Source organism: Streptomyces sp. NPDC046712 (genome assembly GCF_040645695.1).
Classification (GTDB): Bacteria; Actinomycetota; Actinomycetes; order Streptomycetales; family Streptomycetaceae; genus Streptomyces.
This window is the reverse complement of the sequence record NZ_JBEYYW010000004.1, coordinates 15,939-32,868: the sequence shown is the minus strand read 5'-3', so window position 1 is coordinate 32,868 and position 16,930 is coordinate 15,939. Positions and strand designations below refer to the sequence as shown.

13 protein-coding genes and 1 riboswitch are annotated in these 16,930 nt (G+C 70.6%); of the genes, 8 read left to right on the top strand and 5 right to left on the bottom strand.

Going from position 1 to position 16,930, the window contains the following annotated elements:
- Positions 1-62: 62 nt before the first annotated feature.
- The gene (locus ABZ939_RS06730) at positions 63-1,394 is read right to left on the bottom strand and encodes an MFS transporter (RefSeq protein ID WP_361850061.1); all 1,332 of its coding nucleotides are present in this window, start codon (positions 1,392-1,394) and stop codon (positions 63-65) included.
- A gap of 218 nt (positions 1,395-1,612) precedes the next feature.
- On the opposite strand from ABZ939_RS06730, the gene ABZ939_RS06725 reads away from it, so the two are divergent.
- Both ABZ939_RS06725 and ABZ939_RS06720 read left to right on the top strand, forming a co-directional pair.
- On the top strand, positions 1,613-2,272 hold the full coding sequence (locus ABZ939_RS06725) for a TetR/AcrR family transcriptional regulator (RefSeq protein WP_361850059.1): 660 nt from the start codon (positions 1,613-1,615) through the stop codon (positions 2,270-2,272).
- Between the two features lie 58 nt (positions 2,273-2,330).
- Positions 2,331-5,183, top strand: coding sequence for an AAA family ATPase (locus ABZ939_RS06720; protein WP_361850057.1), 2,853 nt, complete (start codon positions 2,331-2,333; stop codon positions 5,181-5,183).
- Between the two features lie 16 nt (positions 5,184-5,199).
- Here the strand turns inward: ABZ939_RS06720 and ABZ939_RS06715 are convergent, their stop codons facing one another.
- The 4 genes from ABZ939_RS06715 to gcvT all read right to left on the bottom strand — a co-directional run bounded on the left by ABZ939_RS06715 (position 5,200) and on the right by gcvT (position 9,611).
- Positions 5,200-6,585: an L-serine ammonia-lyase gene (locus ABZ939_RS06715; protein WP_361850055.1), complete on the bottom strand. Its 1,386-nt coding sequence runs from the start codon at positions 6,583-6,585 to the stop codon at positions 5,200-5,202.
- 151 nt (positions 6,586-6,736) lie between these two features.
- Positions 6,737-7,996, bottom strand: coding sequence for a serine hydroxymethyltransferase (gene glyA / locus ABZ939_RS06710; RefSeq protein ID WP_361850053.1), 1,260 nt, complete (start codon positions 7,994-7,996; stop codon positions 6,737-6,739).
- A gap of 24 nt (positions 7,997-8,020) precedes the next feature.
- Positions 8,021-8,398: a glycine cleavage system protein GcvH gene (gene gcvH / locus ABZ939_RS06705; protein ID WP_361850051.1), complete on the bottom strand. Its 378-nt coding sequence runs from the start codon at positions 8,396-8,398 to the stop codon at positions 8,021-8,023.
- 88 nt (positions 8,399-8,486) lie between these two features.
- A complete protein-coding gene (gcvT, locus tag ABZ939_RS06700; protein WP_361850049.1) occupies positions 8,487-9,611 on the bottom strand; it encodes a glycine cleavage system aminomethyltransferase GcvT in 1,125 nt (374 codons plus the stop codon).
- A gap of 169 nt (positions 9,612-9,780) precedes the next feature.
- A riboswitch (glycine riboswitch) is annotated at positions 9,781-9,893 on the bottom strand.
- Between the two features lie 139 nt (positions 9,894-10,032).
- Between gcvT and ABZ939_RS06695 the strand changes: the two genes are divergently transcribed.
- The 6 genes from ABZ939_RS06695 (at position 10,033) to ABZ939_RS06670 (ending at position 16,897) form a co-directional block, all read left to right on the top strand.
- Positions 10,033-10,704, top strand: a complete 672-nt coding sequence (locus ABZ939_RS06695) for an AAA family ATPase (protein ID WP_361850047.1) — start codon at positions 10,033-10,035, stop codon at positions 10,702-10,704.
- Positions 10,705-10,906: 202 nt separating this feature from the next.
- Entirely contained in the window at positions 10,907-11,647 is a 741-nt protein-coding gene (locus tag ABZ939_RS06690) for an enhanced serine sensitivity protein SseB (protein ID WP_361850045.1), read from the top strand.
- Positions 11,648-11,687: 40 nt separating this feature from the next.
- Positions 11,688-12,431, top strand: a complete 744-nt coding sequence (locus ABZ939_RS06685; protein ID WP_361850043.1) for an enhanced serine sensitivity protein SseB C-terminal domain-containing protein — start codon at positions 11,688-11,690, stop codon at positions 12,429-12,431.
- A 545-nt stretch (positions 12,432-12,976) separates the two neighbouring features.
- Positions 12,977-13,966: an ABC transporter permease gene (locus ABZ939_RS06680; RefSeq protein ID WP_361850041.1), complete on the top strand. Its 990-nt coding sequence runs from the start codon at positions 12,977-12,979 to the stop codon at positions 13,964-13,966.
- Between the two features lie 50 nt (positions 13,967-14,016).
- Positions 14,017-15,777, top strand: coding sequence for an ABC transporter substrate-binding protein (locus tag ABZ939_RS06675; RefSeq protein WP_361850039.1), 1,761 nt, complete (start codon positions 14,017-14,019; stop codon positions 15,775-15,777).
- A 118-nt stretch (positions 15,778-15,895) separates the two neighbouring features.
- Positions 15,896-16,897 carry an ABC transporter permease gene (locus tag ABZ939_RS06670; protein WP_361850037.1) on the top strand — a complete coding sequence of 334 codons (1,002 nt, stop codon included), beginning with the start codon at positions 15,896-15,898 and terminating at the stop codon, positions 16,895-16,897.
- Positions 16,898-16,930 lie beyond the last annotated feature (33 nt).

The window sequence follows — 16,930 nt, the reverse complement described above, 5'->3', positions numbered from 1 at the left end:
GATCACCGCGGAGCCCCCTTCGTGCGACCGCCTTCGTACGGCCGCCGCCGTAGGGCCGACGGTCACTTCACCGCGGCCGCCGGGCGCAGTCGCCGGGAGAGCAGGATGCCGATCAGGGCGAGGGCGCCGGTGAGCGCGAAGACCCCGAACAGCGCGGTACGGGTGGTGGAGTCGTAGTGCTGCGCGATCGCGATCGCCGCGCCTCCCAGTCCGGCGATCAGACCGGTGGCGAGGGTCTGGGCGAGCTGGAGGGCACTGCTGACCTCGCCCTGCCGCTCGGCCGGCGTCTGCTCCAGGGTGTCGGTGGTGGCGGCGTTGAACGCGACGCCCATGCCGATGCCGCCGATCGCCCAGCCCAGTACGGCGATCCAGGCGGGGACCGAGTCGGTGAGGATGGCGAGGGCCATGACGGCCACACCGGCCAGCAGGACGACGAAGCCGAGCACGACGCCGCCGGTGCGGCTGCCCTGGTTCCGGCTGTCCCGCTTCGCCTGCCAGGCGGAGCCGAGCACCCAGGTGATCGCGCCCGCGGACAGTCCGAGACCGGCTTCGGTGGCGCTCGAACCGCGCAGTTCCTGCAGGCCCAGCGGCAGGAACGCCTCGCTGCCGAAGTAGACGCCGCAGAGGAGACCACGGATCACGACGCCGGCGCCGAGGCCGGCCCGGGCGCTGAGGGTGCCCTCCGGTGTCACCTGGCGCAGCGCCGGTACGGCGACGGCCACACCCACCAGGGCGAGGACGACGAGCAGGGCGATGTTCTCGAGGAGCAGCGCCTGGAGCAGCAGGCCGGTGCCCACGGTGAGCAGGACGGCGTTGGCCAACGGGCTCTTCCACCAGGGCAGGGCCGTGGGAGCGGAGGCACCGGCGTCCGCAGCGGTGTTTCCTGAGCGGTTCAGCCCGCGCAGGCCGGGGAGGGTCAGGGCCGCCGCGATCGCGATGAGCGGGAGCATGAGCAGGAAGACCGCGCGCCAGTCGGTGAGGTCGGACAGGGTGCCGGCGACGACCGGGCCGATCAGCGAGGGGATGGTCCACGCGGAGGACAGCAGGGCGAACATGCGCGCCCGCAGATGCTCCGGGTAGGCCAGACCGATCACCGTGTACGCCATGGCCATGACAGCGCCGACGCCCAGTCCCTGGGTGAACCGGCCCACCAGGAACAACGGCCAGGACGTGGCCGCACCGGCCACCGCGCAGCCCACGGCGAAGACGGCGAGGCCGACCGCCATCGGCCGCCACGGGCCGCTCCGGTCGGCGGACCGGCCGCCGAGCACCGTACCGATGATGTTGGCGAGCATGAGGGCGGACAGGCCCCAGCCGTAGGCGCCCAGGCCGTCCAGTTTCCGTGCGATGTCGGGCAGCACCGTGGCCACGCCGAGAGATTCGAACGCGACCATGCTGACCGAAAGGATCACGCCTAAGGTCAGCGCCCGATAGGGCCCCGCGAAGACGCTCTCCGAGGGCCTGGTTTCCGCGGCGGCGGGGGCCGGCGACCCTCCCGGCCCTCCCGACCCCTCGGCCACCTCGTCGACACCGTGAGACATGGAGTCACTCCTTGAGCCATTTTCATTTCGTACCGGAACGGAACGGTGGTGAGCATACCTATACTGACGCCATGGTGAACACCCCGAAAGCCGCCGAGCCCGACGTGCGGCCCCCCGGTGGGCAGCGCTCCGGAAGGCCCCGCGACAGCCGTATCGACGTCGCCGTGCCCAGCGCGGTGATGGAGATCCTCAACGAGGCGGGCTACGGGAGACTGACCCTGGAAGCGGTCGCCGCGCGCGCCGGCACCAGCAAGCCGGCCCTGCGCCGCCGCTGGCGATCCCGGCAGCACCTCGTCGTGGACACGCTCGCCGCGGCGATCGGCACCACCCCGACACCGGACACCGGGTGCACGCACTGCGACCTCATCGCCGGGATCGGCACGCTCAGCCAGGCGTTCACCCACACGGTCGGGCGGCGGGTCCTGCCCGCCCTGGTCGCGGACCTGGCCGACGACCCGGAGCTGGAGTCGGAGTTCCTGGAGAAGTTCTTCCACGTACGCCGGGCCTCGACGGCCGAGGCGCTGCGGCGCGGGATCCAGCGGGGGGACATCCGCGGGGACGCGGACATCGATCTGCTCCTGGACATGCTGGCCTCCACCACCTACTACCGGGTGCTCTTCGGCCACCTGCCGGTCACCGCGGCCCTGGCGGAGGACGTCGTCGAAGTCGTCCTCGGCGGGGTGGCCACCGACCGGTGGCGCAGTCGGCACCGGGGGCCGGAGCGCGTCTGAAGCGCACCCGCACGCACCACGAGCGACATCGAAACCCTGGGGCAAAAGGGGAGTTGCTGTGCTCAGTCGAGATGGCGAAGTGTCCGCCCTGGAAGAGGCGCTGGCCGCGGCGGCAGGGGGAATGGGAGCCAGCCTGCTCATGGAGGGCGGCATCGGCACCGGAAAGTCCTATCTGGCGCGCGCCGCCCTGAGGACGGCGCGGGCCAGGGGCTTCGAGGTGGTGTCGGCCCGGGCCCGGCAGGCGGAACGGACGCTGCCGTACGGAGTGCTGCACCAGGTACGCGACCAGCTCCTGTCCGCTCCGGGCGGCTGCGGCCGTCCGACCGAGCCGCCCGCGGTGACGGCGGCCTCCCCGCCCGAGGCCGCCGCGGCCCAGGTGCACCGCCTCCTCACCGGACACGCCGCCCGCAAGCCGCTGCTCCTGGTCGTCGACGACCTGCAGTGGACCGACACGCGCTCGCTCCACTGGCTCGGTCACCTCATGGCCCGCCTCGAAGGACTGCCGGTCGCGCTGCTCGGCACCCTGGCGCGGGACCACACGGAGCCGGCGGACGAGGAGCCGCAGCGGCCCGACACGGCCTCGGTGGCCGCGGTCGCCTCCGAGTTCCACCGGCGCGTGGTGCTGCGCGGCCTGAACGTCGACAGCGTCGGCTACCTGCTGTCGTCCTCCTTCGGCGTACCGATGGACGCCGGCCTCGCCCGGGCCTGCCACGAGAGCACCGGTGGCAACCCGCTGCTGGTCCAGGCCCTGTTACGGGAGCTGCAGCGCACCGGAGTCGGCCCGGGGGAGCTGTCCGCCGAGCGCATCGGCGAACTGGGATCGGCGGAGGTCGCGGAGACCTTCGTCGCCCGCTTCGAGACCTGGTTCCCTGGCATCGGCCGGGCCCTCGGCACCGTCGCGATCATGAGCCGGGCGCACTCCGCCGAACTCGTCGCGGAGCTGGCCGGCCTCGACCCCGCCGAGGCCGCGGACGTCCTCCACACCCTCGCCCGCTCCGGAGTCCTGGACGAGACCGAGGAGGGGATCAGGTTCAGCCGCCCGATGGTCCGGACCTCGTTCCTCGCCGCCATGCCGCCCAGCGAACGGGCGCGCCTGCACGCGGAGGCGGCCAAGGCGCTCCACACCGCGGCCGCGCCCCGCGACGAGATCACCGCCCACCTTCTGCACGCCGCACCCGTGGGCGCGCCCTGGGCCTGCCAGATCCTCGTCGACGCGGCCGACACCGCCCTCGCCGCCGGCGCCCTGAAGGAGGCCCGGGCCTTTCTGGAACGGGCCATGGAGGAGTGCGGGGCGGACCGCGAACCGGAGCTGCTGCGGCGGCTCGGCCATGTCGAACTCGCCGACGACCTCGACGCGGCCGTGCCCCGGCTGCGCACCACGGTCGACCTGATACCCCAGGTCGGCGACCGGCGGGCCGCCGCGCTCGCCGACCTCGTCCAGGCCGTGGTGCTGACCGGCGACATCCCCGAAGCGCTGCGGATCATGGAGGCCGAGGTAGCCGACCTCGAACGGCAGGACGCCGAGAAGGAGTTACGCGCCGGCACCCGCGCCCTGCTGGAGCTGCTGCGCCTGCTGGACGGCCGGAGCACCCGGTCGGGTCCGCCGGCCTCCCGGGCGGCGCTCTCCGAGGTCGCCCGCACCCCCTGGGTCCGACGCGCCGAGGCGGCGGTACCGGCCCTGCACGCGCAGTGGCGGGGCACCCGGCGGGAGGAGGCCGTACAGCTCGCCCGGCTGGCGCTCAGCGAACCGGTCGGGACCGTCAACGAGGACGCGGCCCTGCGGATCGCCCTCGTCCTCGTCCTGGCCCGCGCCGGCGAGCACGACGAGGCGCGGGAGACCTGTCGGGCGCTGCTCGCCCAGGCGACGGCCGAGGGCTCGCACACCGTGGCCGCACTGGCCCGGTCCGCGCTCGCGGAGTGCGCGTTCCGGGTGGGCCGCCTCCAGGAGTCCGCCCGGGCCGCGTACGACGCGCTGGAGCACAGCCCGGTCCTGCCCGGCCGCGAGTGGCTGGGGTCCGCCCAGGCCCGCTGCTGGCTGGGGGCGGCCCTGCTCGAGTCCGGCGACCTCGAACAGGCCCGGCGGATCCTCCTGGACGACGGGGTCCCGAGCTGTCCGCCCGGGGTGGCGCTGCCCGGGCTGCTGTTCCACCGGGGCAGGCTGCACATCGCGGTGGGACACGCCAGGGCGGGCCTGGCCGACCTGGAGGAGTGCGGCCGTCGGCTGCGGCTGCGCGGGTGGGCGGACTCCGTCGTGTACCCCTGGCGCTCCGAGGCCGCCCTCGCCCACAGCCGCCTCGGCAACGTTGCCATCGCGGACCGGCTCGCCCGCGAGGAGCTGGAACTGGCCCGCGCCTGGGGTGCGCCGCACGCCATCGGGGGCGCCCTGCGCGTCCTCGGCCTGCTGGCCGGCGGCGACCGGCGGGCCGCCCTCCTGGCCGAGGCGGTCGCGATCCTCCGGGAGTCCGGCGCGGCCCTCATGGAGGCCCTGGCCCTGGGTGACCTCGGCCGCGAGTACATGCGCACCCGCAAGATCCGGAAGGCCCGGGAGCAGCTGCGCGCGGCCATGGCCCTGGCCGAGAAGTGCGGGGCGGGAGCACTCGTCCGCGAGCTGCGTCAGGACCTGATCGAGTCGGGCGCGAGGCCGCGCCGCGACAGCGAGACCGGACCCGCCTCGCTCACCCCGGCCGAACGCCGAACCGCCCTGCTCGCCGCGGGCGGCCTGACCAACCAGGAGATCGCGAACCGCTTGTACGTGACGCGCCGCACGGTGGAGATCCACCTGAGCAGGGCGTACCGGAAACTGTCCATCTCGGACCGGCGCGAGCTGTACGTGATGATCCAGGACGAGCCCACGCCGCCCCAGGCGCCCGCCCCACGACGGGCGCCGGAGTCGGACCGGTCCTGTGCCTGAGGCGGGGCCTACGGCCTCAGCACTCGATGATGTTCACGGCGAGACCGCCGCGGGCCGTCTCCTTGTACTTGACCGACATGTCCGCGCCGGTCTCCTTCATGGTCTTGATGACCTTGTCGAGGGAGACCAGGTGGCTGCCGTCGCCGCGCAGCGCCATCTTCGCCGCCGTGACGGCCTTGACCGCCGCCATGCCGTTGCGCTCGATGCACGGGATCTGGACCAGGCCGCCGACCGGGTCGCAGGTCAGGCCGAGGTTGTGCTCCATGCCGATCTCGGCCGCGTTCTCGACCTGCTCGGGGGTGCCGCCGAGGACCTCCGCGAGGGCGCCGGCCGCCATCGAGCAGGCCGAGCCGACCTCGCCCTGGCAGCCGACCTCGGCGCCGGAGATGGAGGCGTTCTCCTTGAAGAGCATGCCGACCGCGCCGGCGGCGAGGAGGAAGCGGACGACACTGTCTTCCTTCTCCTCCTGCGAGGCACCCCCGGACCCGAAGTTCATGTAGTAGTGCAGGACCGCGGGGATGATGCCGGCCGCGCCGTTGGTCGGGGCGGTGACCACGCGGCCGCCCGCCGCGTTCTCCTCGTTCACGGCCATCGCGTAGAGGGTGATCCACTCCATCGCGAGCGCCGCCGGGTCGCCCTCGGAACGCAGCTTGCGGGCCGTGTTCGCGGCGCGGCGGCGCACCTTCAGACCGCCCGGCAGGATGCCCTCGCGGGACATGCCGCGCGAGACGCAGGCCTGCATGACCCGCCAGATCTCCAGGAGGCCCTCGCGGATCTCGGCCTCGGTGCGCCAGGCCTTCTCGTTCTCCAGCATCAGCGCGGAGATCGACAGGCCGGTCTCCTTGGCGAGCCGCAGCAGCTCGTCACCGGTGCGGAAGGGGTACTTCAGGACGGTGTCGTCCGGGACGATCGGGTTCTCGCCGGCCACGGCGTCCTCGTCGACGACGAAGCCGCCACCCACCGAGTAGTACGTCTTCTCCAGGACCAGGGCGCCCTCGGCGTCGTACGCGAAGATCGTCATGCCGTTGGCGTGGTACGGGAGCGCCTTGCGGCGGTGCAGGACCAGGTCCTCGTCGAAGTCGAAGGGGATCTCGTGCGCGCCGACCAGGTTGATCCGGCCGCTCGACTTGATCCGCTCGAACTCCTCGTCCGCCGTCTCGACGTCGACCGTGCGCGGGGAGTTGCCCTCGAGGCCGAGGAGGACGGCCTTCGGGGTGCCGTGGCCGTGGCCGGTGGCACCGAGCGAGCCGTACAGCTCCGCCCGTATCGCGGCGGTGTGGGCCAGCAGGCCCTCGTTCTTCAGCCGGCGGGCGAACATCCGGGCCGCGCGCATCGGGCCCACCGTGTGGGAGCTGGACGGGCCGATGCCGATCGAGAACAGGTCGAAGACCGAGATGGCCACGGGTGACTCCTTGTGGGGGCTAGACGCCGTTGTCTGCCGGGGTGGTGCAGAACGGAGCAGGAAACTGAGCGGGGAAACGGGCTGGGGCACCGCGCTCACTGTCCAGTGTGCGCGGTGCCCCGGAGCTTCGTACGAACAAAAGGGTACGAAATTACTTCAGGCCGGGGTACAGCGGGTGCTTCTCGGCGAGAGCGGTCACCCGGGCCTTGAGGGACTCGGCGTCGAAGCCGGGCTTCAGGGTCTCCGCGATGATGTCCGCGACCTCGGCGAAGTCCTCGGTGCCGAAACCGCGGGTCGCGAGCGCCGGCGTACCGATGCGCAGACCCGAGGTGACCATCGGCGGACGCGGGTCGTTCGGGATCGCGTTCCGGTTGACCGTGATGCCGACCTCGTGGAGGCGGTCCTCGGCCTGCTGGCCGTCCAGCTCGGAGTTGCGCAGGTCGACGAGGACCAGGTGCACGTCCGTGCCGCCGGACAGGACCGAGACACCGTGCGCGGTGACGTCGTCCCGGACCAGGCGCTCGGCGAGGATGCGGGCGCCGTCCAGGGTGCGCTGCTGGCGCTCCTTGAACTCCTCGGAGGCCGCGACCTTGAAGGAGACGGCCTTGGCCGCGATCACGTGCTCCAGCGGGCCGCCCTGGAAGCCGGGGAAGACCGAGGAGTTCAGCTTCTTCGCGAACTCCTTCTTGGCGAGGATGATGCCGCCGCGCGGACCGCCGAGGGTCTTGTGCGTGGTGGACGTCACGACGTCCGCGTACTCGACCGGGTTCGGGTGCAGACCGGCCGCGACGAGCCCGGCGAAGTGGGCCATGTCGACCCACAGGTACGCCTCGACCTCGTCGGCGATCCGGCGGAACTCGGCGAAGTCCAGCTGACGCGGGTAGGCGGACCAGCCCGCGATGATCACCTTGGGGCGGTGCTCCTTGGCGAGGCGCTCCACCTCGGCCATGTCGACCAGGCCGGCGTCGTCGACGTGGTACGCGACCACGTTGAACTGCTTGCCCGAGAAGTTCAGGCGCATGCCGTGGGTCAGGTGACCGCCGTGGGCCAGGTCCAGGCCCAGGATCGTGTCGCCGGGCTGGGCGATCGCGAACAGCGCGGCCTGGTTCGCGGAGGCGCCCGAGTGCGGCTGGACGTTGGCGTACTCGGCGCCGAACAGGTCCTTGATCCGGTCGATGGCGATCTGCTCGGCCACGTCGACGTGCTCGCAGCCGCCGTAGTAGCGGCGACCCGGGTAGCCCTCGGCGTACTTGTTGGTGAGGACCGAGCCCTGGGCCTCCATGACCGCGACCGGAGCGAAGTTCTCCGAGGCGATCATCTCGAGGGTGGACTGCTGGCGGTGGAGCTCGGCGTCGACAGCGGCGGCGACGTCCGGGTCCAGCTCGTGGAGAGGGGTGTTCAGAAGCGACATGAATCGATCCCTAGGGGGTCTCGGTTAGCCGGCGGTGAATGCGGTGTACTCGTCGGCGGTGAGCAGGTCCTCCGGCTCGCCCTCGAGGCGCACCTTGAACAGCCAGCCACCCTCGAACGGTGCGGTGTTCACCAGGGAGGGGTCGTCCACGACGTCCTGGTTGGCCTCGACGACCTCGCCGGTCACCGGCGCGTACAGGTCGCTGACGGACTTGGTGGACTCCAGCTCGCCACAGGACTCGCCCGCGGTCACCGTGTCACCGACCTCCGGGAGCTGAACGAACACGACGTCGCCGAGGGCGTTCGCCGCGTGCTCCGTGATGCCGACGGTCGCGACGCCGTCAACGACGTCCGACAGCCACTCGTGCTCCTTGCTGTAGCGAAGCTGCTGGGGGTTGCTCATGTCGTGATTCTCCTGGATCGGGGGAGTGCTGATGTACGCGGGTCTTACGGGATGAGACGAGGAGTGAGACGTTCGGGCGTGTGAAACGTCACTTCTGGCGCTTGTAGAAGGGCAGCGCGACGACCTCGTACGGCTCGTGGGTGCCGCGGATGTCCACACCTACACCCTGCGTGCCGGGCTCGGCGTGCGCCGCGTCCACGTACGCCATGGCGATCGGCTTTCCGAGGGTCGGGGACGGGGCACCGGAGGTGACCTCGCCGACGACCTGGCCGTCCGCCACGACCGCCATGCCGGCGCGCGGGACGCGGCGGCCCTCGGCGATCAGGCCGACGAGCTTGCGCGGCGGGTTGGAGGCGGCGCGCTCGGCGGCGGCCTCCAGGGCCTTGCGGCCGACGAAGTCGCCGTCGTTGGTCGTCTTCTCGAACTTCACGACCCGGCCGAGGCCCGCGTCGAACGGGGTGAGGGCGGTGGTCAGCTCGTGCCCGTACAGCGGCATGCCCGCCTCCAGGCGGAGCGTGTCACGGCAGGACAGGCCGCAGGGGATCAGGCCGACCGGGGCGCCCGCCTCGGTCAGCGCCTTCCACACGCCCTCGGCGTGCTCGGGCTTCAGGAACAGCTCGAAGCCGTCCTCGCCGGTGTAGCCGGTACGGGCGATCAGCGCGGGGACCCCGGCGACCGTGCCGGGCAGGCCGGCGTAGTACTTCAGACCGTCCAGGTCGGCGTCGGTGAGCGACTTCAGGATGCCGGGGGACTCCGGGCCCTGGACGGCGATCAGGGCGTACGCGTCGCGGTCGTCCCGCACCTCGGCGTCGAAACCGGCCGCGCGCTCGGTGAGCGCGTCGAGGACGATCTGGGCGTTGGAGGCGTTGGCGACGACCATGTACTCCGTCTCGCCCAGGCGGTAGACGATCAGGTCGTCGAGGATGCCGCCGTCCTCCTGGCAGATCATCGTGTAGCGGGCGCGGCCCGGGCCCACCGTCGAGATGTTGCCGACGAGGGCGAAGTCGAGGAGTTCGACGGCCTGCGGACCGGTGACGGTGATCTCGCCCATGTGGGAGAGGTCGAAGAGGCCCGCCTTGGTGCGGACGGCGTTGTGCTCGTCGCGCTCGCTGCCGTAGCGCAGCGGCATGTCCCAGCCCGCGAAGTCGGTCATGGTCGCGCCCAGCGAACGATGCAGCGCATCGAGGGCGGTCAGGCGGGGGGCGTTGCTCATGGGGTGGCTCCCGGGTCCCAGGGGCGTGCAGGGCACGACATGCATGACGGGTGAGGACAATCCTCCCCATCTGTCATGGAACCTGAGAGGTTCACCGAGGGCATCCTCGGCTTGCACCTTGGGTGGAGCCGCGCCGGACACGCCGGGACGGTTCACTTTTCAGATCTGCCTCATCCACGCGGTACGGGGCCTGAGAGATTCAAGGGAGGGTCTTGCTCCTTCGGCGCCCGGACTGCTACAGCACTGCTACAGCCCTGTCCGGGACTCTCCCGCGCGGATTCGAGCGGCCAGTATGTGGTTGTGTGCGCTTGGCGCGCACATCATTGCATGGCGGGTCTGATCGGCAAATCGCTTGTGCCTCATTACCGTTTCTTTACACTTCTTGGGCAAGGGTCCTCAGGACCCGACAGGGGGAGAGGCGATGACGTTTCAGCACACCGGCGCATACGCGTCAGGTACGGGCATACGAGCCCAGCGCGCCCGGGCGAGGACCCGCAGGCGCTCCCGTGTCACGCCCCTGCTGCGCGATCTGCGCGAGCGGGGCGGCCGGGGCCCCCGTGCGCTCTGCTTCGCCGCCGGTGACCTCGTCGTCGTCTCCGGACTGCCCGGCAGCGGAAAGTCGACGCTCATGCGGCGTGCGGCGGAGGGCCTGGGCATCGATTCGCAGGACGCCCGCGAGCGCTGGGAAGCACGACTGCCCCGCTTTCTGCCGTACGCCGTCTACCGCCCGCTGGCCCGTATCGCCCACTACGCCGGGCTGCGCCGGGCCCTGCGCTCCGGGCGGAGCGTGATCGTGCACGACTGCGGCACGCAGTCCTGGGTGCGGAACTGGCTCGCCCGCGAGGCCCGCCGCCGGGGCCGCGCCCTGCACCTGGTCCTGCTCGACGTCACACCGGCCGCCGCCCGGGAGGGTCAGCGCGAGCGCGGCCGCGGGGTGTCGGGATACGCCTTCGCCCGGCACCGTCGCGCCGTCGGACGGCTGCTGCACTCCGTCGAGTCCGGCCGCCTGCCGCGCGGCTGCGCCTCGGCGACCCTGCTCGACAGGGACGCGGCGGGCGCCCTGCGGAGGATTTCGTTCCGAGACGCGGGCTAGGGCCTGTCCGACCCTGATCCGCCGGAGAGGCCCTAGGGCCTGTCCGGCGGACAGGCCCTGGGGCCGGCCGATCCGGACCGGGGTGCTCCGTACGCTTTTGGCCACGGCGGTGCCGGGGCGGCGTTAGGGTTCTGCCCCGAGGGCGCCGCGACCAGGGTGTGCGAGACGCGACCTTGGCGCGCGAGAAGGGGAACCGAGAACCGTGGACGTCACATGGCCGGGCAATGAGCTCGAAGAGGTGCTGGCCGCCTCGCTCGGCAACCCCGCCGCCGGGGGCCGGCTCGTCGAGGTGCTCGGACGGAGCCCCGTCTGGGTGCCCTTGCCCAACGGCGGCAGCCCCGAGAGCCGGGACCTCGATCTCCCCACGATGGAGATCGACGGACTGCCCTACGTCCCCGTCTTCAGCTCCGAGCAGCAATTCCTGGCCTGTGTCGGCGCCCACATGTCCTTCACCGTCGCCCCCGCCCGCGAATTCGCCCGCGGTCTGCCCCCGCAGCTCGGCATCGCGGTGAACCCCGGCGGCACGGTCGGCGCCCCGCTGCCCCCGCCCGCCGTCGCCGAGCTGTGCCGGGTCGGCCGCACCCCGCTGGACGGCCCCGCGAGCGGCGGCCGGGTCCGGCTGTTCGAGCCCGACTGGCAGGACGACCCCGTCGACTTCCTCGCCGCCGCCTCCGCCGAGTTCGAGGCCACCGGAGTCGTCGTCACCGCGCGCCGCGCCCTGGCCAGCGTCGAGGGCACCGAACCGGCGCTCTTCGTCGGCGTCCAGCTCGCCGCCTGGGACGGCATCGACCGGAACGCCCCGCTCGACGCGCTCGGCCGCGCGCTGGGCCGGGTCGAGGTGGCCTGGCCGGTCAATCTCATCCTGCTGGACGTTGCGCAGGACCCGGTCGGCGACTGGATGCTGGAGCAGGTGCGCCCCTTCTATCAGCGGGCCTCCGCGTAATTAAGCTGGTTCGGTGGACGGAAGAGGGGCGGGACCCAGGGTGAGCGCGTCAGGCACCGCTGCGGCCGGACAGGTCGAGCACATGCTGCGCCAGGTGGCACCCGGACGCTACGACGCGTACGAACAACTGCTGCACGCCCTCGCCGACGGCACGGTGTGGATGCTGCTCTGGCAGGGTGCGCCCGGCTCGCCCGACGCCCAGTACGGGAACATGGAGGTCGACGGCTTCGGGTACGCCCCGTGCGTCACCTCCGCCCAGGAGCTCGCGGCGTCCGGCTGGACCCGCGCCCACGAGGTGGTCACGGGTCGCGACATCGCCCGCGCCCTCTACCCGGACCGCTGGGGCATCTGGCTCAACCCGCACGACCCGAACGGCGGCGTCGGCATCCCCTGGGCCGATCTCCGGCGGATCGCCACCGGTCTGGACCGGATGCCCGCCGGGCCCCTGCGGCTGTCCGAACCCGCTCTGGAAATCCCGCAGTTCTATGCCCTGCTGACCCAGAACGCCCATCGGACCCCGTCCGTACGGGCGTTGCGCCGCGCCTGGGTGCAACCCGCGCTGGGCTCCCCCTACCTCGCCATCGGTCTCGACCTGTACGACACCTCCGCCGCCTCCGTCGACGCGGTGCGGGCCATGATGCGTCAGTCGATCTCCGCGGTCCCCGACGGGCTGCCCGTCTCGACGGTCGCGATGTCCGACGAGTACGACCCGGTGGCGATGTGGCTGCGGGCCAACGCGCGTCCGTTCTACGACCGCGACGCGCATGTCCCGGTCTACCGCTGAGACCTGAGACGGGACCTCCGACGAGACCTCGGACCAGGCTCCGGCGAGGGCCCGAGGAGACCCCGTACGAGGCTCCGACGAGACCAGGAGGAGATCTGACGCCACGTCCGCATCGCGAGACGTCTGTCCGAAAAGGCCGCACCGAGAACCTCGGTGCGGCCTTCGTCGTCCTCGGCGAATCCACCCAAAAAGCGGCCAGGAAGGCCCTGTTGGCCGTGATGTCCGTTCCGCGCCGAACGGGCGGTGTTGCTTCGCTCAGCAGATCTGCCGGTCCGGATAACGGAAGGCTTCGGGCCACATCACGGTTGCGCATCACATCCCCGGCAGGTCTGGCGGGTGATCGTGAGCCCGATGAAGACTCCCCCCAACCGAGAGCCGGACGGCCCGCGACCACCAGCTCTTCACATGCACTTCAGACGCTCTTCGCAGTAATCCGTACGCAACAAACGCACCCGTTCGCACCATCAGCGACACCGATGTGAGACAAGCCGCTACAGCGGCGGGCATGGGCCGGCCACCGTCGGCCGAGAGGGGTCCCCACCACGATGACGGCACCACTGCACGACACGGCCGCGGACGAAATCGCAGCCGTCGCCGCCAAAGTCCCTGCCAAGGCCATCGAGGGCCGTTCTCCCGGCCGAATCGCATGGACCCGCCTCAAGCGCGACAAGGTCGCACTGACAGGCGCGTTCCTCGTGCTCTTCCTCATTCTCGTCGCGGTCTTCGCGCCGCAGATCGTCAGCCTCCTGGGCCACCCGCCGAACGAGTTCCACGAGGACATGCTCGACCCCGACCTGGGCATCCCCAAGGGAGCCTTCGGCGGCATGAGTTCCGACTTCCTGCTGGGCGTGGAGCCGACCAACGGGCGCGACGTCTTCAGTCGCATCGTCTACGGGGCGCGCATCTCGCTCCTCGTCGCCTTCCTGGCCGCCTTCGTCTCCGTCATCATCGGCAGCATCCTGGGCGCCGTCGCCGGATTCTTCGGCGGCTGGGTCGACGGGATCATCAGCCGTCTGATGGACCTGCTGCTCGCCTTCCCGCAGCTGCTCTTCACCATCGCGCTGGTCTCCGTGGTCCCCAACTCGCTGTGGGGACTCACCGGCACCGGCGTCCGCATGGGCGTACTGATCGTCGTCATCGGCTTCTTCGGCTGGCCGTACATCGGCCGCATCGTCCGGGGCCAGACGATCTCGCTGCGCGAACGGGAGTACGTCGAGGCCGCCCGGTCCCTGGGCGCCGGCCGCGGCTACATCCTGCGCAAGGAGCTCCTGCCCAACCTGGTCGCCCCGATCCTCGTCTACACGACGCTGATCATCCCGACCAACATCCTCACCGAGGCGGCCCTGAGCTTCCTGGGCGCCGGCGTCAAGCCGCCCACCGCGTCCTGGGGAAAGATGCTCTCCGACGCCGTCCCGATCTACCAGGCGGACCCGACGTTCATGGTGGTCCCCGGTCTCGCGATCTTCGTCACCGTCCTTGCGTTCAACCTCTTCGGGGACGGGCTGCGTGACGCACTCGACCCCAAGGGCAGCTGAACCGATTCACCTGATTCACCTGAATCCATTCCTGAGGAGGTTGGAACACAGTGGTCCGTAGAAAGAAGGCAGCAGCGCTCACCGCGCTCGTCGCCGCGCTCTCCCTGACTGCGGCGTGCGGCGGCGGCAGCGACGACAGCGGCAAGGGGAAGGACGCCGCCGGCGCCGGGTTCGACGCGGCGACCAAGGGTGTCGTCAACGTGTCCGACAAGAAGGGCGGCGAGCTCAAGCTCTGGTCGCCCCAGGACGTCGACTACCTGGACCCGGCGCGCGCCTACTACGGCTTCGTCTGGAACATGCAGCGCCTGTACATCCGTCAGCTGCTCGCGTACGACAGCAAGCCGGGCGAGGCGGGCACCAAGCTGGTCCCGGACCTCGCCGAGGCGCTGCCGGTCCTGAGCAACGGCGGCAAGACGTACACGCTGAAGCTGAAGGACGGCGTCAAGTTCGAGGACGGCACGCCCGTCACCTCCAAGGACATCAAGTACGGCATCGAGCGCGTCTTCGCGCAGGACGTGCTGTCCGGCGGTCCGACGTACCTGATCGACATCCTCGACCAGGGCCAGAAGTACCCCGGCCCGTACAAGGACAAGGCCGCCGACAAGCTCGGCCTGAAGTCGGTCCAGACCCCCGACGACAAGACCATCGTCTTCAACCTGGCGAAGCCGAACTCGGACTTCTCCTACCTGCTGGCGATGCCGTCCTCCTCGCCGGTCCCGATGGCCAAGGACACGGGCGCGAAGTACACCAACAAGCCGCTGTCCACCGGCCCGTACAAGGTGACCAGCTTCACCGCCGGCAAGGGCGCGACCTTCGAGCGCAACCCGCACTGGGACCCGAAGACCGACACGATCCGCAAGGGTCTGCCGGACAAGATCTCCTTCACGGTGACCACCAACGCCGAAGACATGGACCAGCGCCTGCTGTCCGGTGACATCGACCTCGCGGTCGACGGCACGGGTGTCCAGGACGCCGCGAAGATCAAGATCCTGCAGAACCCGAAGCTGAAGGCCAACGCGGACAACCCGTTCACGGGCTACATCCGTTACATGGTCTTCCCGCAGACGGTGGCGCCGTTCGACAACGTCGAGTGCCGCAAGGCCGTCATCTACGCGGCCGACCCGAAGTCCCTGCAGACCGCCCGTGGCGGCCCGACCTCCGGTGACCTCGGCGCCAACATGCTGCCGCCCGGCATCCCCGGCTCCGACAAGTCGTACGACCCGTACGGCCTGACCGGCGGCAAGCCGCAGATCGACAAGGCCAAGGCCGCCCTCGCCGCCTGTGGCAAGCCGAACGGCTTCAAGACCACGATCGCGGTCCGCAACAACCGCAAGGCCGAGGTCAAGACGGCCGAGTCCCTGCAGGCCGCGCTGAAGGCCGTGGGCATCGACGCCTCGATCGACCAGTACGACGGCAAGCTCTCCTCCTCCACGATCGGTTCGCCCGAGAACGTGAAGAAGAAGGGCTACGGCATCATCGTCATGGGCTGGGGTGCCGACTACAACTCCGGCTCCGGCTTCCTGCAGCCGCTGGTGGACGGCTCGTTCATCCTGCCGAACGGCAACAACAACTACTCGATGCTGAACGACCCCGAGGTGAACGGCCTGTTCGACAAGGCCGCCGACGCCCCGACGCCGGCCGAGGCCGCGCCGTTCTACACCGAGATCAACAAGAAGATCATGGAGAAGGCGCTCTACCTGCCGATCAACTTCGACAAGGCGCTCGTCTACCACAACCCGCGCCTGACGAACGTCTACTTCAACGACTCGCTGGGCAAGATCGACCTCGCCACCGTGGGCGTCGTCAAGTAATAGCAGGACATGTGCCTTCACCCCACATGCGCTAGTTCGAAGGGCAGGTGAAGGCCGCAGGCGGCGGCTGTCGTCCCCACAAGGGGCGGCAGCCGCCCGCCCCGAGCGGCCGACTGCAGTGCTCGTCTACCTCATCCGGCGGCTTTTCAACGTCGTCGCAACGCTGCTGGTGGTCTCCGCGGTCACCTTCGGCATCTTCTTCGCGGTGCCGAAAATAACCGGCAGCGACCCGGCGCTCATGTACGCAGGCCGCGAGACCAACGAAACCGCTCTTGCGGGCATCCGCGTGAAGATGGGCTTCGACAAGTCCATCCCCGAGCAGTACGGACTGTTCCTCAAGGGCATAGTCGCCGGCCGCGACTACAACCAGGGCACGGAGGTGACGCACTGCCCCGCGCCGTGCTTCGGCTACTCCTTCAAGGCGGAGCAGCCGGTTTGGGAGATCCTGCTCGACCGCATCCCGGTCACGCTCTCCCTCGCCAGCGGCGCGGTGATCCTCTGGGTGATCGGTGGTGTCCTGACGGGCGTGATCTCAGCCTTGCGCAGAGGCACGATCTGGGACAGGGCGACGATGGTGACGGCACTGGCCGGCGTCTCGCTGCCCATCTACTTCACCGGAATGCTGGCGGGCGCGGTCTTCGTCTACTCACTGGGGTGGCTGGACGAGAGCAACTACAAACCCTTGGCGGAGGATCCGGGGGAGTGGCTCAACAGCATGATCCTTCCCTGGGTGACGCTGGCCTTCCTCTTCGCCGCCACGTACGCCCGTATCACGCGCGCCACCATGCTGGAGGTCCTCGGTGAGGACTACATCCGCACGGCCCGCGCGAAGGGGCTCAAGGAGAACGTGGTCATCGGCAAGCACGCCCTGCGTTCGACCCTGACCCCCGTCATCACCCTCGTCGGACTCGACCTCGGTGCCCTCATGGGCGGCGCCGTGCTCACCGAGACGACCTTCAACTTCCAGGGCCTCGGCACCGCCGCGGTCGGCGCCATCGGCGCCGGTGACCTGCCCGTCATCATGGGCGTCACCCTCATCGCGGCCTTCTTCGTCGTCATGGCGAACCTGATCGTGGACATCATGTACTCCGTCGTCGACCCGCGCGTGAGGCTGACGTGACCGAGACCCCGCTGAACAACGACAGCCCCGCGG

Excerpts from the sequence above, each read along its gene's own strand:
- ABZ939_RS06680 (WP_361850041.1), top strand. The coding sequence starts at position 12,977 with ATGACGGCACCACTGCACGACACGGCCGCGGACGAAATCGCAGCCGTC.
- ABZ939_RS06695 (WP_361850047.1), top strand. The coding sequence starts at position 10,033 with ATGACGTTTCAGCACACCGGCGCATACGCGTCAGGTACGGGCATACGA.
- glyA (WP_361850053.1), bottom strand. The coding sequence starts at position 7,996 with ATGTCGCTTCTGAACACCCCTCTCCACGAGCTGGACCCGGACGTCGCC.
- ABZ939_RS06730 (WP_361850061.1), bottom strand. The coding sequence starts at position 1,394 with ATGGTCGCGTTCGAATCTCTCGGCGTGGCCACGGTGCTGCCCGACATC.
- ABZ939_RS06725 (WP_361850059.1), top strand. The coding sequence starts at position 1,613 with ATGGTGAACACCCCGAAAGCCGCCGAGCCCGACGTGCGGCCCCCCGGT.
- gcvH (WP_361850051.1), bottom strand. The coding sequence starts at position 8,398 with ATGAGCAACCCCCAGCAGCTTCGCTACAGCAAGGAGCACGAGTGGCTG.
- gcvT (WP_361850049.1), bottom strand. The coding sequence starts at position 9,611 with ATGAGCAACGCCCCCCGCCTGACCGCCCTCGATGCGCTGCATCGTTCG.